Below are 18,368 nucleotides of genomic sequence, written 5' to 3'. Positions count from 1 at the left end.
TCAGGAAAACTCTAACCAATCAAAGTTATCCAGCTGCCCATCATAAGTCAAAACTGGATTTATCCGGACGAGCCCGATGAAACCAAGAAAAGTTACTCGTTGTCCAGGATACGCCGATACAGTTGGTCGTATTTTTCTGCGTTGGCTTGCCAGGTTCGTTCTTCCAGAACCCATCGACGTCCGGCCTGTCCCATCTTACGGGCTAGCTCTGGATCGTCGAGTAGTTTAGTAATACCGTTCGCCCATGCCTCAGAGTCTTCTGCAGCTATCAATAGGCCCGTTTTACCGTGCTGAACGAGCTCTGACAAAGCCGGTAAGTCTGATGCCATCACAGGTTTGGCACTCGCCGAAGCTTCTACAGACTTCATTGGAGTGACCATTCGCGTTACCTGCGTTGAGATTCGCGGGACCACAAAGATATCGAGCGCTTGATGATAAAGGTGAGATTGATCTCGGTCAACACGGCCCGGGGTAATGAGGCGATCAGCGATACCGAGTTTGCGGGCTGTCTCAATAATATTTGGCAGTGCAGTGCCGTCGCCGACGATGAGCAATCGAAGCCTCGGCCGCTGGGGAATCAATTTAGCAGCTGCTTCCACTACCGTTTCTAGTCCCTCATATGGAACAAGCGAACTGATGGTTCCCACGTATTCGAGGTCTGGATCCAGACCTAACTTGCGACGAGCGGCTTTGGTGTCCCCCGGTTCTTGTAGGAATCGTCCGCCCACTGCGTTGGGGCTCAGCACGATGTTTTCAGCTTCGGCCCCAAACTGGACTAGGTTCTGTTTCATTTGCTCACCCAGGGTTACGAGCCCGTCGGCTGTGAGGGTGGCGTCGCGTTCACGCGCTTGGAAGAGGCGGTAGTAATCCGTGTCGTAGGCTTCTTCACCGCGTGCGGATGCCCAAGTATCAGCCAACTGACCACGGACCTCATAGACCCAAGGAATGCCCACTGCCTCGGCGACGGCCTGGACCACCATGGCATTGGTCCAGTGCGTGGTGGTGTGCAACATTGCCGGACGGTTCCACAACACATACTGCAGCAGCATTTCAGCGTTTTGTTGGAGGCGCTCACCAAAGTGAGATTCGAGCTGGGAGGGTAGCAAACGCTTGTACTTAATCCCATCTACATAGTCTTGGGCATCGGCCAGCAACGCCCCGGTGGTGATCGGCCAACCAATACGGGTCACCGCAGAGACATCCCAACCAAGATCGCGCAGGGACAGCATGATCGAATGCGACCGCTGCGCATAGCCTGACGGTGTATGCGGCAAAGAGTTGGTCAGCACATGCAAGATACGCTCAGTCTTTGGATGATAATCTTCAACAGGATTCAGTCGCGGAGCTACGCCTTGGAAGCTTGCGAGTTCTGATGACCAGCGCTCGACAGTCTTGCGTTCCCGCTCCGTGGTTTCCAGCAGCTCGACCGCTTGAGCCATATCGCCGCGGGTCCATGCAGCCCAGGCTCGTGCTGCGTTCAGCCCCTTGGTGGTGGGACGCACTCGGTCCATAAACCACTGCGCTGTATCGATGTCCCCCAGGGCGATGAACACTCGCGCGTAATCAATGATCTTTCGATCCGCTCCGCGATGTCCCAGGAGATCCTCGGCTTGCTGTTTGAGTTCGTCGGTGCGACCTAGCACAGCTTTTCCAACCGCTGAAAGCGTATCTAACGGTCCCCCACTAACGGAAGCCGCGGCACTCGCAATGGGTTCGCGCAACCGCTGAGGCAGCCTGCGTAACACCAGCAGACCAAAGAGTGCTCGGTTGTTCTTGAGGTGTTCCAGGGCTGCGGTGGCCGAAATCGAAGCTGCCGTCGAAGAGCGTTTCAGCAGACTAGTGTTTTGTTTTTGCGGCAATTTTCGTTTCAAGACGGAGTCCAATTTCATGACTTGCGCTGTATCCGAGGCGTGTGCGGCCACCCAGGCGCGGCCCTCATGTTGGGTCGGTGTGGATTGCGGATCAGCGGCTAGTCGTAACCATAGCGCAGCAAGCGCTTCAGCATCATCAGGCACGACCGCATGGTCCCCGGCCTCGGCCAGAATGCTGGCCGCTTCCCCACAGACCACGCCGGTGATGTGTTTGCCATAGGACAGCAACTCGTAGGTTTTGGACGGCACCGTGTGAGCAAAGCTGGCCCAGTCGGAACGCAAACTCACCACGCACGTATCGGCCCACTGGTAGTGTTCCAGCGTCTCTTGGCCAAATGAGGCAGCCTGCATATCAACCGGCGATCCTGCTGCGTCATTGATGGCCGCGAGTTCAGGTTTCTGGGTACCCTCCCCCACAAACCTGACAGCGATGTTCGGATTGCGTCGTTGGGCGATTCGGGCCGCTTCGATCACCAGTTCCAGCTGCTGTGATTCCCCGTGGTTACCTAAGTAGAGCACGTGCAGTTCACCGGAGGTGCGAGAGCGTGCCTCCACAATTGGCATGTCTTGGGTCTGGCGGCTGTTGAAGATGACTTCGACCGGTGGCATCTGACGATGTTCTAGGGTCTCTGCGAAGCCTTTGGTCACGGCAATAAGCTGATCGGACGAGCGTTGAATCCGCGTGATGGCTTCGGCTACCAGTGTGCCAAAGACTTTGCCGCCACTTTCAGATTCGAAGATGAGATCGGGCCAGGCATCTCGCATCTCGACGACATAGGGCACGTTCTTGATCCAGGCGATGATCCGCCCTGCCACTAAGTTGGGTAGGGCTGGCACTGTGGCCACCACGATGTCCGCATCGGACAGCACTGACAGCGGGACGGAGGTGCCAGCGTGGATGACGGCTTTCGCGAGTCTACCGACCCTGGTATCGGGCAGGAATCCCATGTCGGGGGTACGCCGAATAGTCAGATAGCTTTCGTCGTCCTGGCTGTGGTCAATATAGCGTGGATCTGCCGGTGGGGTGAGGACTTCCACTTCCCAACCGACAGCGCTCAGACCAGCGAGGAACTTCTTCCACCGGCGCTGCGGTGCCGTAAATTCAGGAGTGTAGGAATGGGTAACGAGTAGTAAGCGGCGGGTCACTAGAGTGGGTTATCTTCCGAGACGGTGACTTCTTCATCGATCGACTCTTCATCTTCGGAGTCCTCAGGTGATTCAGGCCCGAGTCGATCTTCTTCGAGACGCTGTTCGAGTTCTTCGACGAATTCTGACATCGTGCCTTGTTCCATGGCGGTACGCATCTCGATGAGACCTTCTTCATCCGGCCACACGACCGACGCTCCCCCAGCAGTCGTGCCCGTTCCGGTATTCGGGATGGTGAAGCTTGTGATTGCTGACGGTCGCAGCTCATTCATCGATAGCCCGTAGCTGACGAGTGTGCTGGCATCTAAGGATTCATCGACGGTCAGATATGGGGTGAAGGCCTGGACCATACCCGAGATTTTGCCCGGATCGGTGAGTGTAGATGAGTCCAGCACACCGGAGGCAATACCCGTTAAGAATTTCTGCTGATTTTTGACCCGCTGGTAGTCCCCATCCGTGAAGGCTTTCCGCTCGCGGACAAAGCGCAGCGCATCAGTACCCTCTAATCGGATTGTGCCTTCTGGGTAGTAACTGGGGTTGACCTGACCGGCTGAAAAAGCCATGTCATTATTGATTTCGACTCCGCCCAGCGCGGTGGTGAGATCCCGGAAACCATCAAAGTCTATGACAACCATGTGATCGATTTCAGCGCCGGTGAGGTTCTCAACGGTCTGGATCGTCAGCGGATAGCCGCCGTAGCTCTGTGCCGAGTTGACCTTGGACATCCCAACGTCTGGGATTTCCACCCATAAGTCGCGCATGATCGACATCACGTAGGCTTCATCGCGGGATTCCGGGATGTGCACCAGCATCATCGTGTCGGAGCGTTGCGCCTCGGGGTCTTCGTCTTCTCGAGCGTCAGAACCGAGCACGAGAATATTCATTTCGCCGTCGTCGAAGGCATCGGTGTGCTGATCGATACCGGTTTCTACGACTTCACGGTTGGTGTCGAAGTCTTGTGCGATCTGGTTGGAGAAGCTGGTGGCCGCGGCTGCGGTGGCACCGACGATAATTCCGGTTGAAGCAATGATCGAAAGAGCTGCACCGCGCCGTGGAAGGCGAACGCGGCTGACACGCTTTGGTGCAGGCGGTTTGCGCATAGTTCTTCGCAGCTTCTTTCTCATTGGAAAACGTATTAGACAAGAGTATAGACGGTTTTATTTCCGGGCACGTCGGGGCACCGGCTGGCAGACGGGGCAAAAATACGAGGAGCGATTCATGAATTTACGCCGCTCAATCAGCGTTTCCTGACCCCGTTCCTCACAGCGATAACATAGCTGTCCGTGGCGGCCATAAACGTAGAGCGAACGATCAAAATATCCAGATTCGCCGTTGACGTTCACGTACAGGGCGTCAAAGGAGGTACCACCCTGCGACAACGCTAACCTCATGACCTGTTCAGCTGCTGAATACACTCTGGACACTTCGTTACGAGTCAGCGTCTCAGTGGGTCTGGAATAATGCAGGCGAGCCCTGAACAGGGCTTCATCGGCGTAGATATTGCCAATACCGGATGAGAGGGACTGATCCAGCAACGCACGTTTCAGATTAGAGCGTCGCTTGCGCAATTTGCGAAAGACAGCCTCGGTGTCGAAGTGGTCATCCAGTGGGTCTCGTCCAATGTGTGTCACGGTCGCAGGGAGGAGCTCTTCGGGACGGTCCACGGCAGGAACGAGGGCGTCGAGATATAAACCGCCGAAGATACGCTGGTCTACGAAGCGTAACTCTTGAATGCGGTCCCCGGATGTGATAGTGATGCGGATTTTCAGATGTTTAGGATCGGGCAGACTCGGATCGGTCACCAAAACTTGACCCGACATCCCAAGATGCACAACCAGGGCGTGGGACCCTTCGCCATATGGGATCCACAGGTATTTACCGCGGCGTTGGGGTTCGTCGAGGAGTTGGCCAGTCAGTCTGGCGATGAAATCCGCTTCACCGACTTCGTGGCGGCGTAGGCTGCGCTGGTCGAGCACTTCGACCTGTGTGACCGTGGCGTAGGTAGCCCACCGGTGGATGCCCCGACGGACAACTTCAACTTCAGGTAGTTCCGGCATTTACGCTTTTTCGAGGTCTGACAGACTCCGCCAGGCGGCGAGTCGTTCTGCGTCTTTTTTCGTTTTGGCTTGTGCTGTGGCGTACGCTTTGCCCGCTACAACCAGGGTCGCGCTGAAGGTTCGATTGTGATCTGGTCCGGTCCCTTCGACTTGATATTCGATCGGGCCCAGGTCGCGCTGATCTACTGCCATTTGTACCAACGTTTTCCAGTCCTTGCCGGCACCCATGATTTTTTCATCATCGAGCAGCGGGATGACGTGCCGTTGCACGATGGTCCAGGCAGCGTCGAACCCAGCGTGGAGGTACGTGGCGCCGACCAAGGCTTCGAAGGTGTCGGCCAGGATGGAATCTTTGTTCCCGCCGTGGGTGCGGATTTCGCCTTCGCCTAAGAAGATGTACCGCCCTAAATCGAATTTTCGGGCAACATGCGCCAGTGCCACGGTGGAGACGATCGAGGCGCGTTTTTTGGCAAGCTCACTTTCGGCTTCGTTCGTGTAGGTCTTGAAGAGGTAGTCGGTTACCAATACACCCAAGACTGCGTCGCCGAGGAACTCTAACCGTTCGTTAGTGGGCAGCCCATCGTGTTCGAAGGCATAGGAACGGTGGGTTAATGCAAGACGAAGCATCTCGGGGTCAAAACTGACGCCGAGATGCTTCGATAAGTGTTCTACTGTGTCCTCAGCGGCCCACGTAGATTTGGGCGTGGATTTTGCTGAGCGGGCCACTTTAGATGTCTGCGACTTTGCGACCCTTGTATTCCATGAATAGTGGGGTTCCGGCTGAGTCGGATACGACGTGAGCCTGGTGTGGCAGACGGTACTCGACCTTGCCGTTTTCAACGACCTTCACCAGTTTTGGGGCGGTAGCCTTCCACTGGGAACGACGTGAACGGGTGTTAGAACGGGACATTTTCCGCTTTGGTACAGCCACAGTTATCTCTTTTCTTGTTGCTTAGGAATTTTCGGATGAAGTTTCTTCAGTTCCATTACCAGAACCGAATTGCGCCAATGCTGCCCACCGCGGATCTAACTGCTCGTGGTAGTGATCTGGACCCGCATCCGCTAAGCGAACACCGCATTGATCACACAGTCCTTCACAGTCTGATGAACACCGAGGCTGGAACGGTAACGAGGTTACCAGGGCATCACGCATAACAGGCTCAATGTTGATCAAGCCGTGTTCGACCAGGTGTTGTTCTTCTTCCTCGACCATCGGGTCGAGTTCTTGTTGGAACAATTCCTGAATGTCGATGGTGACAGCTTCAGTAATGGGATCTAGACACCGAGCGCACTGACCTGTGAGGGTGCCCTCTACGGTGCCGGATACCAAGACGCCTTCGTGGACCGAATCAAGGCGTATATCCACGTGCATAGCTGAGTTTTGTTCAATTCCAAGAAGTGGAATCGAGAGCTCAGCAGGGGCCGGCCATGACACTTCAACGTTTTCGGAAGTGCCTGGCTTGTCCATCAGTTCACGAACTGACAGGACCCATGGTTGTGCTTCATCAGGAAGTGTTACTCCTGGTTGAATGGGGGTTTCTGACATGAGCTCCACCTCCTGGTCTGCTCACACAAAAGATTTTATTACGTACCGGTGGTGACCGGTGAATGAATATTTTAGCGTCACTAAAATTCAGTCAAGGCCAGCCAACCACTCTAGCCGATCATGTGACAAACACAAAATTGGTAACATGTGATACAACCTGGCCACTCAGGTGTTTATTCCCGATCCTTAGCGCAGACCGAATCGCTGGGCCACCGCGTAAGGAATGAAGTCGGTGATGTCACCCTTGTGGCCGGTGATCTCTTTAATCAGTGTGGATGATACGTGCTGATAGCGTGCGTCAGCTGGCAAGAAGACGGTTTCGACGCCGGATAGATGCCGATTGAACGTAGCCATGGGCATCTCGTAGTTGAGATCGGTGGCATTACGAATCCCCTTAACCAGCGCTTGGGCACCCTGCTCCCGAGCAAAGTTCGCGATCAGCCCGGTGCCCATCGGCATAACCGTCACACCTTGGATAGCGCGCACAGTTTCGGAAATCATATCCATGCGCTCTTCGAGGCTAAAGCGGTACGTCTTGGCCGGATTATTCGATACGGCTACGACCACCTCTTCGAATAGTGAAGCAGCTCGTACGATGATTTCGATGTGGCCATTGTGGACAGGGTCAAATGAACCGGGGCATACCGCTTTTTGCATATCTGTCAATGTAGTCGATATAGAACCGGTCTGCTATATTCCAGCACCATTGTTGCGGAAATGACTTAGTATCCGATACGCCGAACAAAATATACCGTGGCTTCGCCATAGCGTCGCGCATCGACCACATACGTCTCTTCGGGCCATTGTGGTTCATCAGCTTTCGTCGGCCGCTCGAGAACAAAGAGCCCATCGTCCATCAGTGCCTGGAATGCTTGGGCGATCATGGGGGTCAGTTCGGCTTCGTCAATGTCATATGGTGGGTCCGCCACGATGACATCCCAGCTGCCCGGCTCGGTGACCCGCATGAACCGTTGGACAGACATTTGCTGAATATCCACGATGTCGCGTCCCAGCGCCGCGTTCACTGTGGCAGCATTGGCTTGGGCGATGCGCGCGGCTGTTCGAGCTTGTTCGACGCCGGTGACCTTGGTGGCGCCTCGAGACGCTGCTTCGACGGCAAGTCCTGCTGAGCCGGTGTAGAGGTCCAGGATGGCATTGCCTTGGAGCCAGTCGCGGGACTCGAGCCAAGAAAACACGGCTTCTTTTGTGCGTTCGGTGGTTGGTCTGGTGTCAGCTCCGGGTACTGATTTCAGCGGGAGTCCCCCGGCTTGCCCGGCAACGATTTTTGTCATCGATTAGTTCTTTTCTAGGTAATCGGAAGAATCTTCGTGAGCAGTTTCCCAGGCTTCGACCGCATGGACTAACTGAGGATAGGCAGAAAGTTCGGGATCATTGCGCAGCGTCAGGTCCACCCATGTAGCGGCCTGGGTAATGAGCTCCGCGTGCTGAATGACTTTCAATACCTGAAGCTGGCTAGCGTAACCGTGCTGGGAAGCGCCCAGGACGTCACCTTCGCCACGTTGCTCCACATCCGCCTTCGCAATCTCAAAACCGTCTTCGGTATTTTCAATGACAGCCAAACGGTCGAGTGATGGGTGTCCGTCGGGCAATCGGGTGGCCAAGAAACACCGAGCCGGGGCCTCCCCTCGGCCGACACGACCGCGCAGCTGATGCAAGGTGGAGAGGCCAAAATATTCGGGATCCAAGATCGCCATGACCGTGGCGTTCGGTATGTCGACTCCGACCTCAATGATGGTTGTGGCGACCAGGATATCGATCTTGCCTGCAACGAACTCCCCCATGATCTCGTCTTGGGTCTGTTGGTCTTGTCTGCCGTGCAAACTCTCAACCGTGGCATTGGCAAAAATCGGAAGATTCTGGATGGTTGCGGTGATTTCGCCGACGTTTGCGGCATGAATATCGGAGGTCAGATCACCGGTGTCTTCAGCGGTATCTGACGGGTCAATTTTGGGACAGACCACAAAGGCCTGGTGTCCGGCTGCGATCTCTTCGGCGATGATTTCCCAGACGCGCTGGATGATGCGTGGCCCGTGAGCCATACGAGCCAGATACGTGGTCACCGGCTTGCGCCCCGACGGGAGACCTTCGAGCACGGTCACATCCAAGTCGCCAAAGACCGTCATCGCAACCGACCGAGGAATCGGGGTCGCGGTCATGACGAGCATGTGCACGCCCGGATTGGCTTGGCGTAGGGCTTCGCGCTGGTCCACCCCAAACCGGTGCTGCTCGTCAATGACGACCAAGCCGAGGTTGGCGAAGTGCACGTTGTCGGAGAAGATCGCGTGCGTGGCGATGATAATGCCGGCCTGACCCGTGGTGATTTTGAGCAAGGCTTCTTGTTTTTGGCCGTTAGTCATCGAACCGGTCAGCAGCACGACTTCGGTCGCCGGGCCCTGCCAGGAAGTCAGCTGGCCTGCGGTGGCTAAGTCGCCCAAGGTCTTGGTAATCGAACGGTAATGCTGGCTGGCGAGCACTTCGGTGGGAGCAACCAGTACGGCTTGCGCGTCGGCATCGACCACCTGCACCATGGCACGAAGGGCGACCAGGGTTTTCCCGGATCCCACTTCACCTTGCAACAGCCGCGACATCGGGTGCACCGAGTCCAGTTCCGCGGCAATTTCGGCACCGGCTTGGCGTTGTCCGGTCGTCAGCTCAAACGGGAGTTGGGCATCCAAGTGGGCCAGGATCCCGTCATCGAGGAGTGGGTATGGGGTGGCCGGTACGGTATTGCGGTTCCGGAGGCGTCGCCGAGCTAACAGCGTCTGCAGGATTAAGGCTTCTTGAGCCGCAAATCGGCGGCGTGCTGCTCGTGCCTGCTGCAGGTCTTGGGGCCGGTGAATGTGTTCGTATGCCAGGGCCAACGTGGGCATGTTCTGTGATAGCCCGGCCAGGAAGTCTTGGGGCACCGGGTCATTGATAGCCGACCAATTGATCGCATCCAGCACAATCTCAATGGCCTCGCGAATCGTCCAGGAGGGCAGTTTTGACTTGGCCGGGTAGACCGGGGTGGGCTTGATATCGGTTTCCGCCAGCTCGTGCTCTTCGTGGAGCACGACAAAGTCCGGGTTGGTCAGGGTCAGTTCGCCACGATAAGTCGAGGTCTTGCCGTGGAACATGGCCAGGGTGCCGGGGGTGAGTTGTTGGTCTGCGGCGTAGCCGTTGAAGAAGGCCATTTTCAGGATCCCGGGCAGTCCGGTGTCGGTGGCCTCATCAGAGACGATGACATCGACCAGAAAGCCCCGACGAGCTTGCATCGCGCGCCGTTTCGCTTTCTGTACCCGAGCGATCACGGTGACTTGCTCCCCCACGGGTAGCTGGGTAATAGGTGTCAGTTCGCCGCGCTCAATGTAGCGGCGCGGGAAGTAGTTCAGCGCTTGGCCCGTGGTGGTGATGTGGAGATGCTTTGCCAAACTGTTGGCGGTTTTGGTCCCCAGCAGGGGCTCAAGCGGCTGATTGAACGGATCCACTAGCTATGTTCTTCTGTGCTGGCTTCCGCTGATGTGCTGCATAGGTGCTGCTCTTGAGACAAGGTATTGGTGTGTAACGGCGTAATGGCCAGGTTTTCAGTCACGCCCAGCGGGTTAATGAGCCGCATCGCGTCATCGGGTTCTGCCACGTGGACGTGCACCCGCCACCGGATGGTGCCGTTGGCGTCTTCTTCGGTATTGATGGGTGTCATAATGACCGAATTGCCGACCTCGTTGAGTCCGATGCGCAGGGTGGCGGCATCCAGCGGGGTCAGTTGCAGTGAGCACATGACCTCGTAGGCTTCTGCGACCTCCATGTCCTGGTGGACGTGCGGGTGGTCTACATGAAAGCCGTGGATAGATTCCAGAATCTCTGGGTCCAGCGATTCGCCCTTGACGGTGGCTCGAAGCGCATCAAATACCAATAGCAGCCCGGTGGCCCCGGCATCAACAACTTGAGCCTCGGACAGCTGGGTGAGCTGGTTTTCGGTCTCTTCGACGGCCAACCAGGTGGTTTCTACGATCCGTGAGGTCATCTCCCCCAACGTCTTGCGGGAGTTTTGGGCGTCTTCGGGCAGCTCGGTGATCGAGCCCCGGTAGTTAGCGGCCGTCGCGGCTGCAGTATCCAGGATGGTCAGCATGGTGCCTTCCTGGGGATCCGATAGGGCCGCCCAGGCTGCTGCCCTGGCACGTTGCAGCCCTAAGGCTAATAAGGGGGCGGTCAGGCGCGGTGCGTGCGTGAGGGGCTCGGCCAGCGCGTTGAGCATCACGGCAATCAGCGTGCCGGAGTTACCCTGGGCATGATCCAGCGCTGCGGTGGCGGCGGTGGTCAGGGCCTGGCCGGCGCTCGCGTCTTCATCAACCTCGTGGAGAGCTCGGGTCGCGGCTGCCACGGTGTGGTAGAGGTTTGATCCAGTGTCCCCGTCTGGTACCGGGAAAATATTAATCGCATTGAGGCGATCGGAATTATTGCCAAGTGCTGACTCGGCAAGTTTCAACCAATTGAAGATAAGCTTGGCCGACCCGTGGTCTTGTTGAGCACCGGTACTTGGAGGTTGTTGCTTTACTTCAGTCATAATGGTTCATCTCTTTTACACCCCTTCTTGGGGTTTATGTCACATGCAACCATAGTAGCGCCTGGATCGTGTGTCACGTTAGGCGCGCTTGGGTTATGCTGTGAAATTTCTCGTAGTTGCCAGTGGCGAAACTGACCGGGCGTAATTCTGACGGTGCTTTATGGTTGGAATATGGCAAAAACGACGCGCTTGATCCGTGGTGCAGCACTAGCTGCCGTGGGCGGTTTAACTCTGACGGCCTGTACCTCGCTGGTGGCCGATATCGAGGTCGCGCCCAACGCCACCGACCCGTTGTGCGCTGAGGCCATGGTCGCGATGCCCGAAGAGATCGCCGGGCATGAACGCCGTCGGACTGATACCCAATCCACGGCTGCTTGGGGCGAGCCCGCCGTGGCGGTCTTCCGGTGCGGGGTCGAACCTCCGGGCCCGACCACCGATGAGTGCGTTGGCGCCAATGGGGTGGACTGGGTGGTTCGCGAAGAGGGCACCAACTGGCGCATCACGACCTATGGTCGCGAGCCAGCCATGGAAGTGCTCTTTGATGGCGAGCGAGTCGCGTCTTCATCGGTCATGGTTGACGTTGGCAATGCTGCCGCCCGAGTCCCGGCTGACGGGGGATGCACCGACCCAGCCGATGCCGAGGTTGTCCCGGGCGTCGATGATCTCGATGATCGGATCCCCGAAGGTACCGCCCCGGAGCAAGTCCAATAGCAACTTCGGAGCTAGCGGCTTTCAAGAGCTAGCTCAAGCAGCGTGTCAATCAGGACCGAGTATTCCACTCCGGTGCGCTGCCACATCTGCGGGTACATCGAAATCGGTGTGAATCCGGGCATCGTATTAATTTCATTGATGATCAGTTCCCCGTCATCGGTATAGAAAAAATCTACCCGCGACAGGCCTGCGGCATCGACGGCTTGGAACGCGGTCACGGCTTGTTGCCGGACCAGTTCGGTGGCTTCTTCGGGCAGTTGTGCCGGACAGGATAGTTCCGCGCTGTCGGCTGACTGGTACTTCGAGGTGAAGTCATAGAACTGGAACTCGTCGTTGTCTTCACCGGTGACCACAATTTCTCCCGGATATGAAGCGCTGGGTGCAGCACCGTTCAACCCGTCCAGTACACCGCATTCAATTTCCCGGCCCAAGATGCCCTGTTCGACCACGACCTTGGAGTCATACTCCCGGGCGTATTCGATCGCAGCTTCCAGTTCAGACAGCATGGTCACGCGCCGAATGCCCAGGGAGGATCCGCCGCGTGCGGGTTTCACAAACAGGGGCAGGTCTAGGGCGGCGATCCGGTTCAGCACCTGGGTCTTGTTATTGCGCCAGTCGGCGTCGTTGATCGTCACCCATGGGCCTACGCTCAGTCCGGCGTGTTGGAAGGCGATCTTCATGAAGTGTTTATCCATGCCCACCGCGGAAGCCAGCACACCGGCGCCCACGTATGGCACACCGAGGGTCTCAAACATGCCCTGGACCGTGCCGTCTTCACCATTGGGGCCGTGCAGCAGCGGGAAGACCACATCGATATCGGCGATAACCTTGCCCTCAACATCGATCAGCTGGGCGTGGGAGTTCACCGCTCGCAGCGCCACCGGGGTGTCGGTGGCCGAGACCTCTGGCAGCTCCTCGGACAGCGCCGTGGTGTGGGTGGTTTCGGCCGGGGGCTGGTTGATCAGGGTGGCCACCGACCAGGGTGCGTCAGCCGGCTGGTGTTGGCCAGCTAGTACCCAGTCGCCTTGCTGGTTGATGCCCACCGGGATGGGCGTGTAGTGGTCGGTGTCTAACGCGTTGAGGACACCAACGGCGGTGACAATCGACACGGGGTGTTCGGGTGATTGCCCGCCGAAGAGAACGAGAACGGTTTTGGTCACAGGCGTGCCTCCGGTTTCAAGTCACGGCCAAGCAGCAGCTGGGCGATATCACGGATTTGGATGGTGCCGGCAACCACGGCGTTGACGGCTTCAGCAATCGGCATTTCCACGCCGTGTGAGTGTGCCAGGGTCACGACCGCCGAGACAGATTTGACCCCTTCTGCGGTTTGGCGCATTTGGCCCACGACTTCTTCGGTCGTGTGGCCTTGGCCGTAGAGTTTGCCGGCGGTGCGGTTCCGAGACAGCGGGGAGGCACACGTGGCTACGAGGTCGCCGAGTCCCGCGAGACCAGCCAGGGTATCCGGGTTGGCACCGATAGCCATGGCCAGTCGAGTGGTCTCGGTCAAGCCGCGGGTAATGATCGATGCTTTGGAGTTGTCGCCGTAGCCTTGCCCGTCAGCCAGTCCCACAGCCAGGGCGATGATGTTTTTGACGACGCCACCGATCTCGACCCCGGCCACATCGGTGTTGCGGTAGGGCCGAAAGTAGGAAGAAGCCGTCATGGCGGCAATGAATTCCGCGGTGGGTTCGTATTCACAAGCCACCACGGTGGCGGTGGGCTCTTCGCGGGCGATCTCTTTGGCCAGATTCGGTCCTGAGACGACCACAAATTGTTCGGCCGGCAGGTTGAGTTCCTGGGCAAAGACTTCGGCCATGGTCGCCTGGGTCGAGCGTTCTAGTCCTTTGATCAGCGAGACCAGGATGGCTTCGGAGTCGATGTGCTCGGCCAGGTCGGCAAGCGTGTTTCGGGCCTGTTGGGCCGGTACGGCCACGACCACGACTTCGGCCCCGGTGACGGCTTTGACCGCATCGGAGGTCGCGGTGATGCTGTCGGGTAGGACAATGTCGTCGAGGTATTCGGTATTGGTGTGATTGGTATTGATATCGTCTGTGACTTCTTGGCGACGCGCCCACAAACGGATATCAATACTTTCGCCGCGCTCTTGCGCGGCATCGGCGAGCACTTTGGCAAATGTCGTCCCCCACGACCCAGCACCAAGGATAGCCACGGTTACGTGATCGGTGGTCATTGGACTCCTTAGCGTCGTTGTGCCGGGTTAAAACGTTTCTCTGGCGGAGTGCCGCCGTGCAGCGGTGCCATCAGCTCGGTGATTTCATCCATGACCTGCTCGGTGGCGGTCACGAGGTCTTTCTGCGTGGGCTGGTCCATGGCCCGCAACCAGTCGAGGTTTGACTCGGTACCAATCCGAATGGCCGAGGTGTGGCGGCCAAAAATGTCGGGGGCTTTACTGCCTTTGGGCAACAGCTTGTGGACACCCCACTGGCCGACCGGGATCACCGGTGCACCAGTTGATAGCGCCAGGCGTATCATGCCGATCCTACCAACCATCGGCCACATATCCGGGTCTTTGGTCACCGTGCCCTCGGGATAAATGATGATGACGCCCTGTTGCTCCAGGACTTCTTCGGCCTTCTTCAGCGAATCGATACTGCGCCCGGCACGATCCACCGGAATTTGTTGCAGCCGGGTGAGCGCTTTGCCAATGACCGGCGCGTCAAAAAGTTCTTTTTTCGCCAAAAAGTGCGGAATGCGGCCCGATGAGTAGATCATATGAGCTACATAGAGCGGATCCAGATCCGAGATGTGGTTGGCTGCCAGGATCATCCCGCTGTCGGGAAGGTTCTCTTGACCTTGCCAGTCGCGACGCATCATCAACATGTTGAATGAACGAACGATCCCGGCCGCGCCAAAATAGACAGCACGCTGCCCCAGAGTGTATGCCACGGGTGTTTGTCTCCAGGTGTGAGTGTTAGCGGGCGGGTACTTCGAGGTCTGCGGGTACTTCGATATCCGCACCGAGACCTTTGAGTTTATCGAAGAACTTCTCGTAGCCTCGGCTGATGATACCGATACCGGAAGCTCTCGAGGTGCCTTTGGCTGCCAGAGCGGCCAGAATATGCGAGAAGCCACCGCGGAGATCCGGAATCACGAAGTCGGTTCCGGTGAGAGCCGACGGTCCCGAAATGACAGCCGAGTGCAAGAAGTTTCGCTGACCGAAACGGCACGGGACCGAGCCTAGGCATTCGCGATGCAACTGGATGGAAGCGTCCATACGGATCAGCGCGTCGGTAAACCCGAACCGGTTCTCATAGACCGTCTCGTGGACGATAGAGACACCTTCGGCCTGGGTCAGCGCAACCACGAGTGGCTGTTGCCAGTCGGTCATGAAGCCCGGGTGGACATCGGTTTCTAATACCAGTGGGTTCAGTTTCGCCCCACCACGCCAAAACCGGATGCCATTATCGCTCACTTCAAAGTCTCCACCGATTTTGCGGAAGACATTGAGGAAGGCCGTGAGGTCGCGTTGGATGGCGCCGTCTACGAAGATATCGCCATCGGTGACCAGCGCTGCGGTCGCCCAGGACGCTGATTCGTTGCGGTCGTTGAGCGCGAAGTGGTTGTACCCGCCTAGCTCTGGGACACCTTCGATACGAATGGTGCGGTCGGTTTGCACCGTGATGATCGCACCCATCTTCTGCAACACGTGGATGAGATCATGGATCTCTGGCTCCACAGCGGCACCTTTGAGCTCGGTGATGCCATCGGCCTTGACGGCCGTGAGCAAGACCTGTTCGGTAGCACCGACGGATGGGAAAGGCAGCTCAAGTTTGGCGCCGGTCAGTTTATGAGGTGCACGAATGTAGGTGCCGGTCGGCTCCTTGGAAACCTCAGCACCGAACTGGCGCAGGACTTCCAAGTGGAAGTCAATCGGGCGATCGCCGATCTTGCAACCCCCCAGATCCGGGATAAATGCGCTGCCCACCGCGTGCATGAGCGGACCACAAAACAGGATCGGGATACGAGAATCGCCAGCGAAGGCGTCGATCTCAGCGTTATTCGCTGTTTTGACACCAGTTGGATCCATGGTGATCTCGCCGGCATCTTTGTCGTGCGTCACCTCAACACCGTGGAGCCGAAGCAACCCAGTGACAACTTCAACGTCCTTGATTTCCGGGACGTTGCGAATCACCGATGGTTTAGAGCCCAGGAGGGCCGCAACCATAGCTTTGGGGACGAGGTTTTTAGCGCCGCGAACGGCAACTGACCCTTGAAGAGGCTTCCCTCCGTGAATGGTCAATACTCTGTGCATAGTTGCTTCTATCCTCCACACCTCGCCGTGGCGAGGTTGCTCTCAAAACCAGCGTAGCCCGCTGAACACATGGCTGCCCCCATTGTAAGGGACGAACCCTACACCTCGGACAGTTTGGCCGGCAGCGTGGTGGGTTTAATACGCGGCCGCTGGGCTTCAAAAGCATCAATGGCATCGGCGTTTCGTAACGTCAGACCGATGTCATCAAGGCCTTCCATCAACCGCCAGCGCGTGTAGTCATCAATCTGGAAGCGCGTCGAGATGGAACCGCACTCTATGAGGCGATTCTCCAAGTCAACGGTAACTTCCGCTCCTGGATTATTTTCCAGCTCTTTCCAGATAACTTCGATGTCCGACTGATCAATCTGGGCGGCAACGAGTCCCTGTTTCCCGGCGTTAGAGCGGAAAATGTCACCGAAACGTGCCGAGATGACCGCCTTAAATCCGTAGTCGCGCAACGCCCATACGGCGTGTTCACGTGAGGAGCCGGTCCCAAAGTCGGGGCCGGTGACCAGTACGGTGCCATGCTTGTACGGTTCGCGGTTCAAGATGAAGTCTTCGTCTTTGCGCCAGCGGTAAAACAGTGCATCATCGAACCCAGTCTTGGTGATGCGCTTCAAGAACTGGGCGGGGATGATCTGGTCGGTATCGACGTTGGATTCGCGCAGGGGAACGCCCACACCGGTGTGCGTTACGATTTTTTCAATTGACATGCGTGTGTGCCTCTTTCGTATCGTGGGTGGGCGGTTCTACTGGGGTGCGACAACGTAGTCGGTGATGCCGACATCAGATGGTGAGGCTAAAGTGCCACGTACCGCGGTGGCGGCAGCAACGACCGGGGACACCAAGTGGGTGCGGCCACCTTTGCCTTGACGGCCTTCAAAGTTGCGGTTTGAGGTGGATGCGGCACGCTCGCCCGGGGCCAGCTGATCGGGGTTCATGCCCAGACACATCGAGCAGCCAGCGAAACGCCAATCTGCGCCGAAGTCTTTGAAAATCTTATCCAGACCTTCTTCTTCGGCCTGCAGACGCACCTGCATCGAGCCGGGGACGACCATCATGCGCACGTTGTCGGCTTTTTTGCGCCCCTGAATGACGGCTGCGGCCATGCGCAGGTCTTCGATCCGAGCATTGGTGCATGAGCCCAAGAACACGGTATCGACCGGGATCTCTTTCATTGGCGTACCGGCTTCAAGACCCATGTATTCCAGAGCACGCTCGGCGGCGTCTTTGTCACTTGGATCGTCGAAGTCTTCTGGAGCAGGAACGCTCTCTGACAGGAATACGCCTTGGCCCGGGTTGGTTCCCCAGGTGACAAACGGTTCGAGTTCATCGGCGTTGATGAAGATTTCAGTGTCGAATTGTGCACCTTCGTCAGTAGCCAGGGACTTCCAGTACTCGACGGCTTCGTCCCACTCTTCACCGGATGGTGAGTGGGGGCGGCCTTTGAGGTATTCGAAGGTGGTCTCATCCGGGGCGATCATGCCGGCACGAGCGCCCGCTTCAATCGACATGTTGCAGATAGTCATGCGGGCTTCCATCGACAGCGCTTCGATTGCACTGCCGCGATATTCCAGGACATAGCCCTGACCACCGCCGGTACCGATCTTGGCAATAACGGCCAAGATAATGTCTTTCGAGGAAACTCCTGGTTTCAGGGTGCCTTCGACGTTGATGGCCATGGTCTTGAACGGCATCATCGGCAGGGTCTGGGTGGCCAGCACGTGTTCCACTTCGGAGGTCCCGATACCAAAGGCCAGCGCACCAAAGGCGCCGTGCGTTGAGGTGTGGGAGTCGCCGCAGACCACGGTGGTGCCAGGCTGAGTCAGGCCAAGCTGCGGGCCGACGACGTGAACGATGCCTTGTTCGGCATCACCTAAGGAGTGCAGACGGATGCCAAATTCTTCGGCGTTGGTGCGCAGTGCTTCCACCTGTTTGCGCGAGGTCGGCTCGGCAATCATTTCGTTGATGTTCATGGTGGGCACGTTGTGGTCTTCCACGCCGATGGTGAGATCGGGGCGGCGCACGGGACGGCCAGAGAGGCGGAGTCCTTCGAAGGCCTGCGGTGAGGTCACTTCGTGCACCATGTGTAGGTCAATGTAGAGCAGGTCAGGTGTCTGAACGTCACCTTGTTTTTCACCTTGAACAACAATGTGGTCATCCCACACTTTTTCAGCCAATGTACGTGGCGTACTCATGG

The 18,368-nt window shown here is 57.4% G+C and carries 17 protein-coding genes; 1 reads left to right on the top strand and 16 read right to left on the bottom strand.

The genetic code is table 11. The annotated features are described in order from the left end of the window. Positions 1-92: 92 nt before the first annotated feature. The 10 genes from J2S62_RS05740 to J2S62_RS05695 form a co-directional block, all read right to left on the bottom strand. Positions 93-3,017 (bottom strand): glycosyltransferase, encoded by a 2,925-nt coding sequence (locus J2S62_RS05740; RefSeq protein WP_310172436.1) that lies wholly within the window; start codon positions 3,015-3,017, stop codon positions 93-95. Further along, positions 3,017-4,117 (bottom strand): LCP family protein, encoded by a 1,101-nt coding sequence (locus J2S62_RS05735; RefSeq protein ID WP_310172434.1) that lies wholly within the window; start codon positions 4,115-4,117, stop codon positions 3,017-3,019. Before J2S62_RS05735 ends, J2S62_RS05740 begins: the two co-directional genes overlap by 1 nt. Positions 4,118-4,174: 57 nt before the next feature. Next, positions 4,175-5,074 carry a bifunctional DNA-formamidopyrimidine glycosylase/DNA-(apurinic or apyrimidinic site) lyase gene (gene mutM / locus J2S62_RS05730; RefSeq protein ID WP_310172432.1) on the bottom strand — a complete coding sequence of 300 codons (900 nt, stop codon included), beginning with the start codon at positions 5,072-5,074 and terminating at the stop codon, positions 4,175-4,177. Continuing rightward, positions 5,075-5,800: a ribonuclease III gene (gene rnc / locus J2S62_RS05725; RefSeq protein WP_310172430.1), complete on the bottom strand. Its 726-nt coding sequence runs from the start codon at positions 5,798-5,800 to the stop codon at positions 5,075-5,077. A 1-nt stretch (position 5,801) separates the two neighbouring features. Next, positions 5,802-6,005 carry a 50S ribosomal protein L32 gene (gene rpmF, locus J2S62_RS05720; RefSeq protein ID WP_310172428.1) on the bottom strand — a complete coding sequence of 68 codons (204 nt, stop codon included), beginning with the start codon at positions 6,003-6,005 and terminating at the stop codon, positions 5,802-5,804. A 21-nt stretch (positions 6,006-6,026) separates the two neighbouring features. Beyond that, positions 6,027-6,620 (bottom strand): YceD family protein, encoded by a 594-nt coding sequence (locus tag J2S62_RS05715; RefSeq protein ID WP_310172425.1) that lies wholly within the window; start codon positions 6,618-6,620, stop codon positions 6,027-6,029. A gap of 186 nt (positions 6,621-6,806) precedes the next feature. Beyond that, on the bottom strand, positions 6,807-7,277 hold the full coding sequence (gene coaD, locus J2S62_RS05710; protein WP_310172424.1) for a pantetheine-phosphate adenylyltransferase: 471 nt from the start codon (positions 7,275-7,277) through the stop codon (positions 6,807-6,809). A gap of 65 nt (positions 7,278-7,342) precedes the next feature. After that, on the bottom strand, positions 7,343-7,912 hold the full coding sequence (locus J2S62_RS05705) for an RsmD family RNA methyltransferase (RefSeq protein ID WP_310172422.1): 570 nt from the start codon (positions 7,910-7,912) through the stop codon (positions 7,343-7,345). A gap of 3 nt (positions 7,913-7,915) precedes the next feature. Next, positions 7,916-10,108, bottom strand: coding sequence for an ATP-dependent DNA helicase RecG (locus tag J2S62_RS05700; RefSeq protein ID WP_310172420.1), 2,193 nt, complete (start codon positions 10,106-10,108; stop codon positions 7,916-7,918). Further along, positions 10,108-11,184 carry a DAK2 domain-containing protein gene (locus tag J2S62_RS05695; protein ID WP_310172417.1) on the bottom strand — a complete coding sequence of 359 codons (1,077 nt, stop codon included), beginning with the start codon at positions 11,182-11,184 and terminating at the stop codon, positions 10,108-10,110. Before J2S62_RS05695 ends, J2S62_RS05700 begins: the two co-directional genes overlap by 1 nt. A 171-nt stretch (positions 11,185-11,355) precedes the next feature. On the opposite strand from J2S62_RS05695, the gene J2S62_RS05690 reads away from it, so the two are divergent. Then, complete coding sequence (locus J2S62_RS05690) at positions 11,356-11,895, top strand: DUF3515 family protein (protein WP_310172415.1); 540 nt, start codon at positions 11,356-11,358, stop codon at positions 11,893-11,895. An 11-nt stretch (positions 11,896-11,906) separates the two neighbouring features. Here J2S62_RS05690 and J2S62_RS05685 read toward each other — a convergent pair whose 3' ends face one another. The 6 genes from J2S62_RS05685 to leuC form a co-directional block, all read right to left on the bottom strand. Then, positions 11,907-13,055, bottom strand: coding sequence for a D-alanine--D-alanine ligase family protein (locus J2S62_RS05685; RefSeq protein WP_310172413.1), 1,149 nt, complete (start codon positions 13,053-13,055; stop codon positions 11,907-11,909). Further along, positions 13,052-14,086, bottom strand: a complete 1,035-nt coding sequence (locus J2S62_RS05680; protein ID WP_310172411.1) for an NAD(P)H-dependent glycerol-3-phosphate dehydrogenase — start codon at positions 14,084-14,086, stop codon at positions 13,052-13,054. The genes J2S62_RS05685 and J2S62_RS05680 overlap by 4 nt, the downstream gene beginning before the upstream one ends. 8 nt (positions 14,087-14,094) lie before the next feature. After that, on the bottom strand, positions 14,095-14,802 hold the full coding sequence (locus J2S62_RS05675; protein ID WP_310172409.1) for a lysophospholipid acyltransferase family protein: 708 nt from the start codon (positions 14,800-14,802) through the stop codon (positions 14,095-14,097). A 25-nt stretch (positions 14,803-14,827) separates the two neighbouring features. Beyond that, entirely contained in the window at positions 14,828-16,168 is a 1,341-nt protein-coding gene (murA, locus tag J2S62_RS05670; protein WP_310172403.1) for a UDP-N-acetylglucosamine 1-carboxyvinyltransferase, read from the bottom strand. A gap of 98 nt (positions 16,169-16,266) precedes the next feature. Then, positions 16,267-16,875: a 3-isopropylmalate dehydratase small subunit gene (gene leuD / locus J2S62_RS05665; protein ID WP_310175738.1), complete on the bottom strand. Its 609-nt coding sequence runs from the start codon at positions 16,873-16,875 to the stop codon at positions 16,267-16,269. Positions 16,876-16,917: 42 nt separating this feature from the next. Beyond that, positions 16,918-18,366 carry a 3-isopropylmalate dehydratase large subunit gene (gene leuC / locus J2S62_RS05660; protein WP_310172401.1) on the bottom strand — a complete coding sequence of 483 codons (1,449 nt, stop codon included), beginning with the start codon at positions 18,364-18,366 and terminating at the stop codon, positions 16,918-16,920. Positions 18,367-18,368 lie beyond the last annotated feature (2 nt).

This window comes from Enteractinococcus fodinae (assembly GCF_031458395.1).
Lineage (GTDB): Bacteria > Actinomycetota > Actinomycetes > Actinomycetales > Micrococcaceae > Yaniella > Yaniella fodinae.
The sequence above is the reverse complement of the archived record's forward strand: the minus strand, read 5'-3'. Positions and strand labels throughout refer to the sequence as shown.

What these genes read in the sequence shown, in the direction of transcription:
- murA (WP_310172403.1), bottom strand. Translation starts at nt 16,168, where the DNA reads ATGCACAGAGTATTGACCATTCACGGAGGGAAGCCTCTTCAAGGGTCA.
- J2S62_RS05705 (WP_310172422.1), bottom strand. Translation starts at nt 7,912, where the DNA reads ATGACAAAAATCGTTGCCGGGCAAGCCGGGGGACTCCCGCTGAAATCA.
- coaD (WP_310172424.1), bottom strand. Translation starts at nt 7,277, where the DNA reads ATGCAAAAAGCGGTATGCCCCGGTTCATTTGACCCTGTCCACAATGGC.
- J2S62_RS05695 (WP_310172417.1), bottom strand. Translation starts at nt 11,184, where the DNA reads ATGACTGAAGTAAAGCAACAACCTCCAAGTACCGGTGCTCAACAAGAC.
- J2S62_RS05690 (WP_310172415.1), top strand. Translation starts at nt 11,356, where the DNA reads ATGGCAAAAACGACGCGCTTGATCCGTGGTGCAGCACTAGCTGCCGTG.
- mutM (WP_310172432.1), bottom strand. Translation starts at nt 5,074, where the DNA reads ATGCCGGAACTACCTGAAGTTGAAGTTGTCCGTCGGGGCATCCACCGG.
- J2S62_RS05735 (WP_310172434.1), bottom strand. Translation starts at nt 4,117, where the DNA reads ATGCGCAAACCGCCTGCACCAAAGCGTGTCAGCCGCGTTCGCCTTCCA.
- leuC (WP_310172401.1), bottom strand. Translation starts at nt 18,366, where the DNA reads ATGAGTACGCCACGTACATTGGCTGAAAAAGTGTGGGATGACCACATT.
- J2S62_RS05680 (WP_310172411.1), bottom strand. Translation starts at nt 14,086, where the DNA reads ATGACCACCGATCACGTAACCGTGGCTATCCTTGGTGCTGGGTCGTGG.
- J2S62_RS05715 (WP_310172425.1), bottom strand. Translation starts at nt 6,620, where the DNA reads ATGTCAGAAACCCCCATTCAACCAGGAGTAACACTTCCTGATGAAGCA.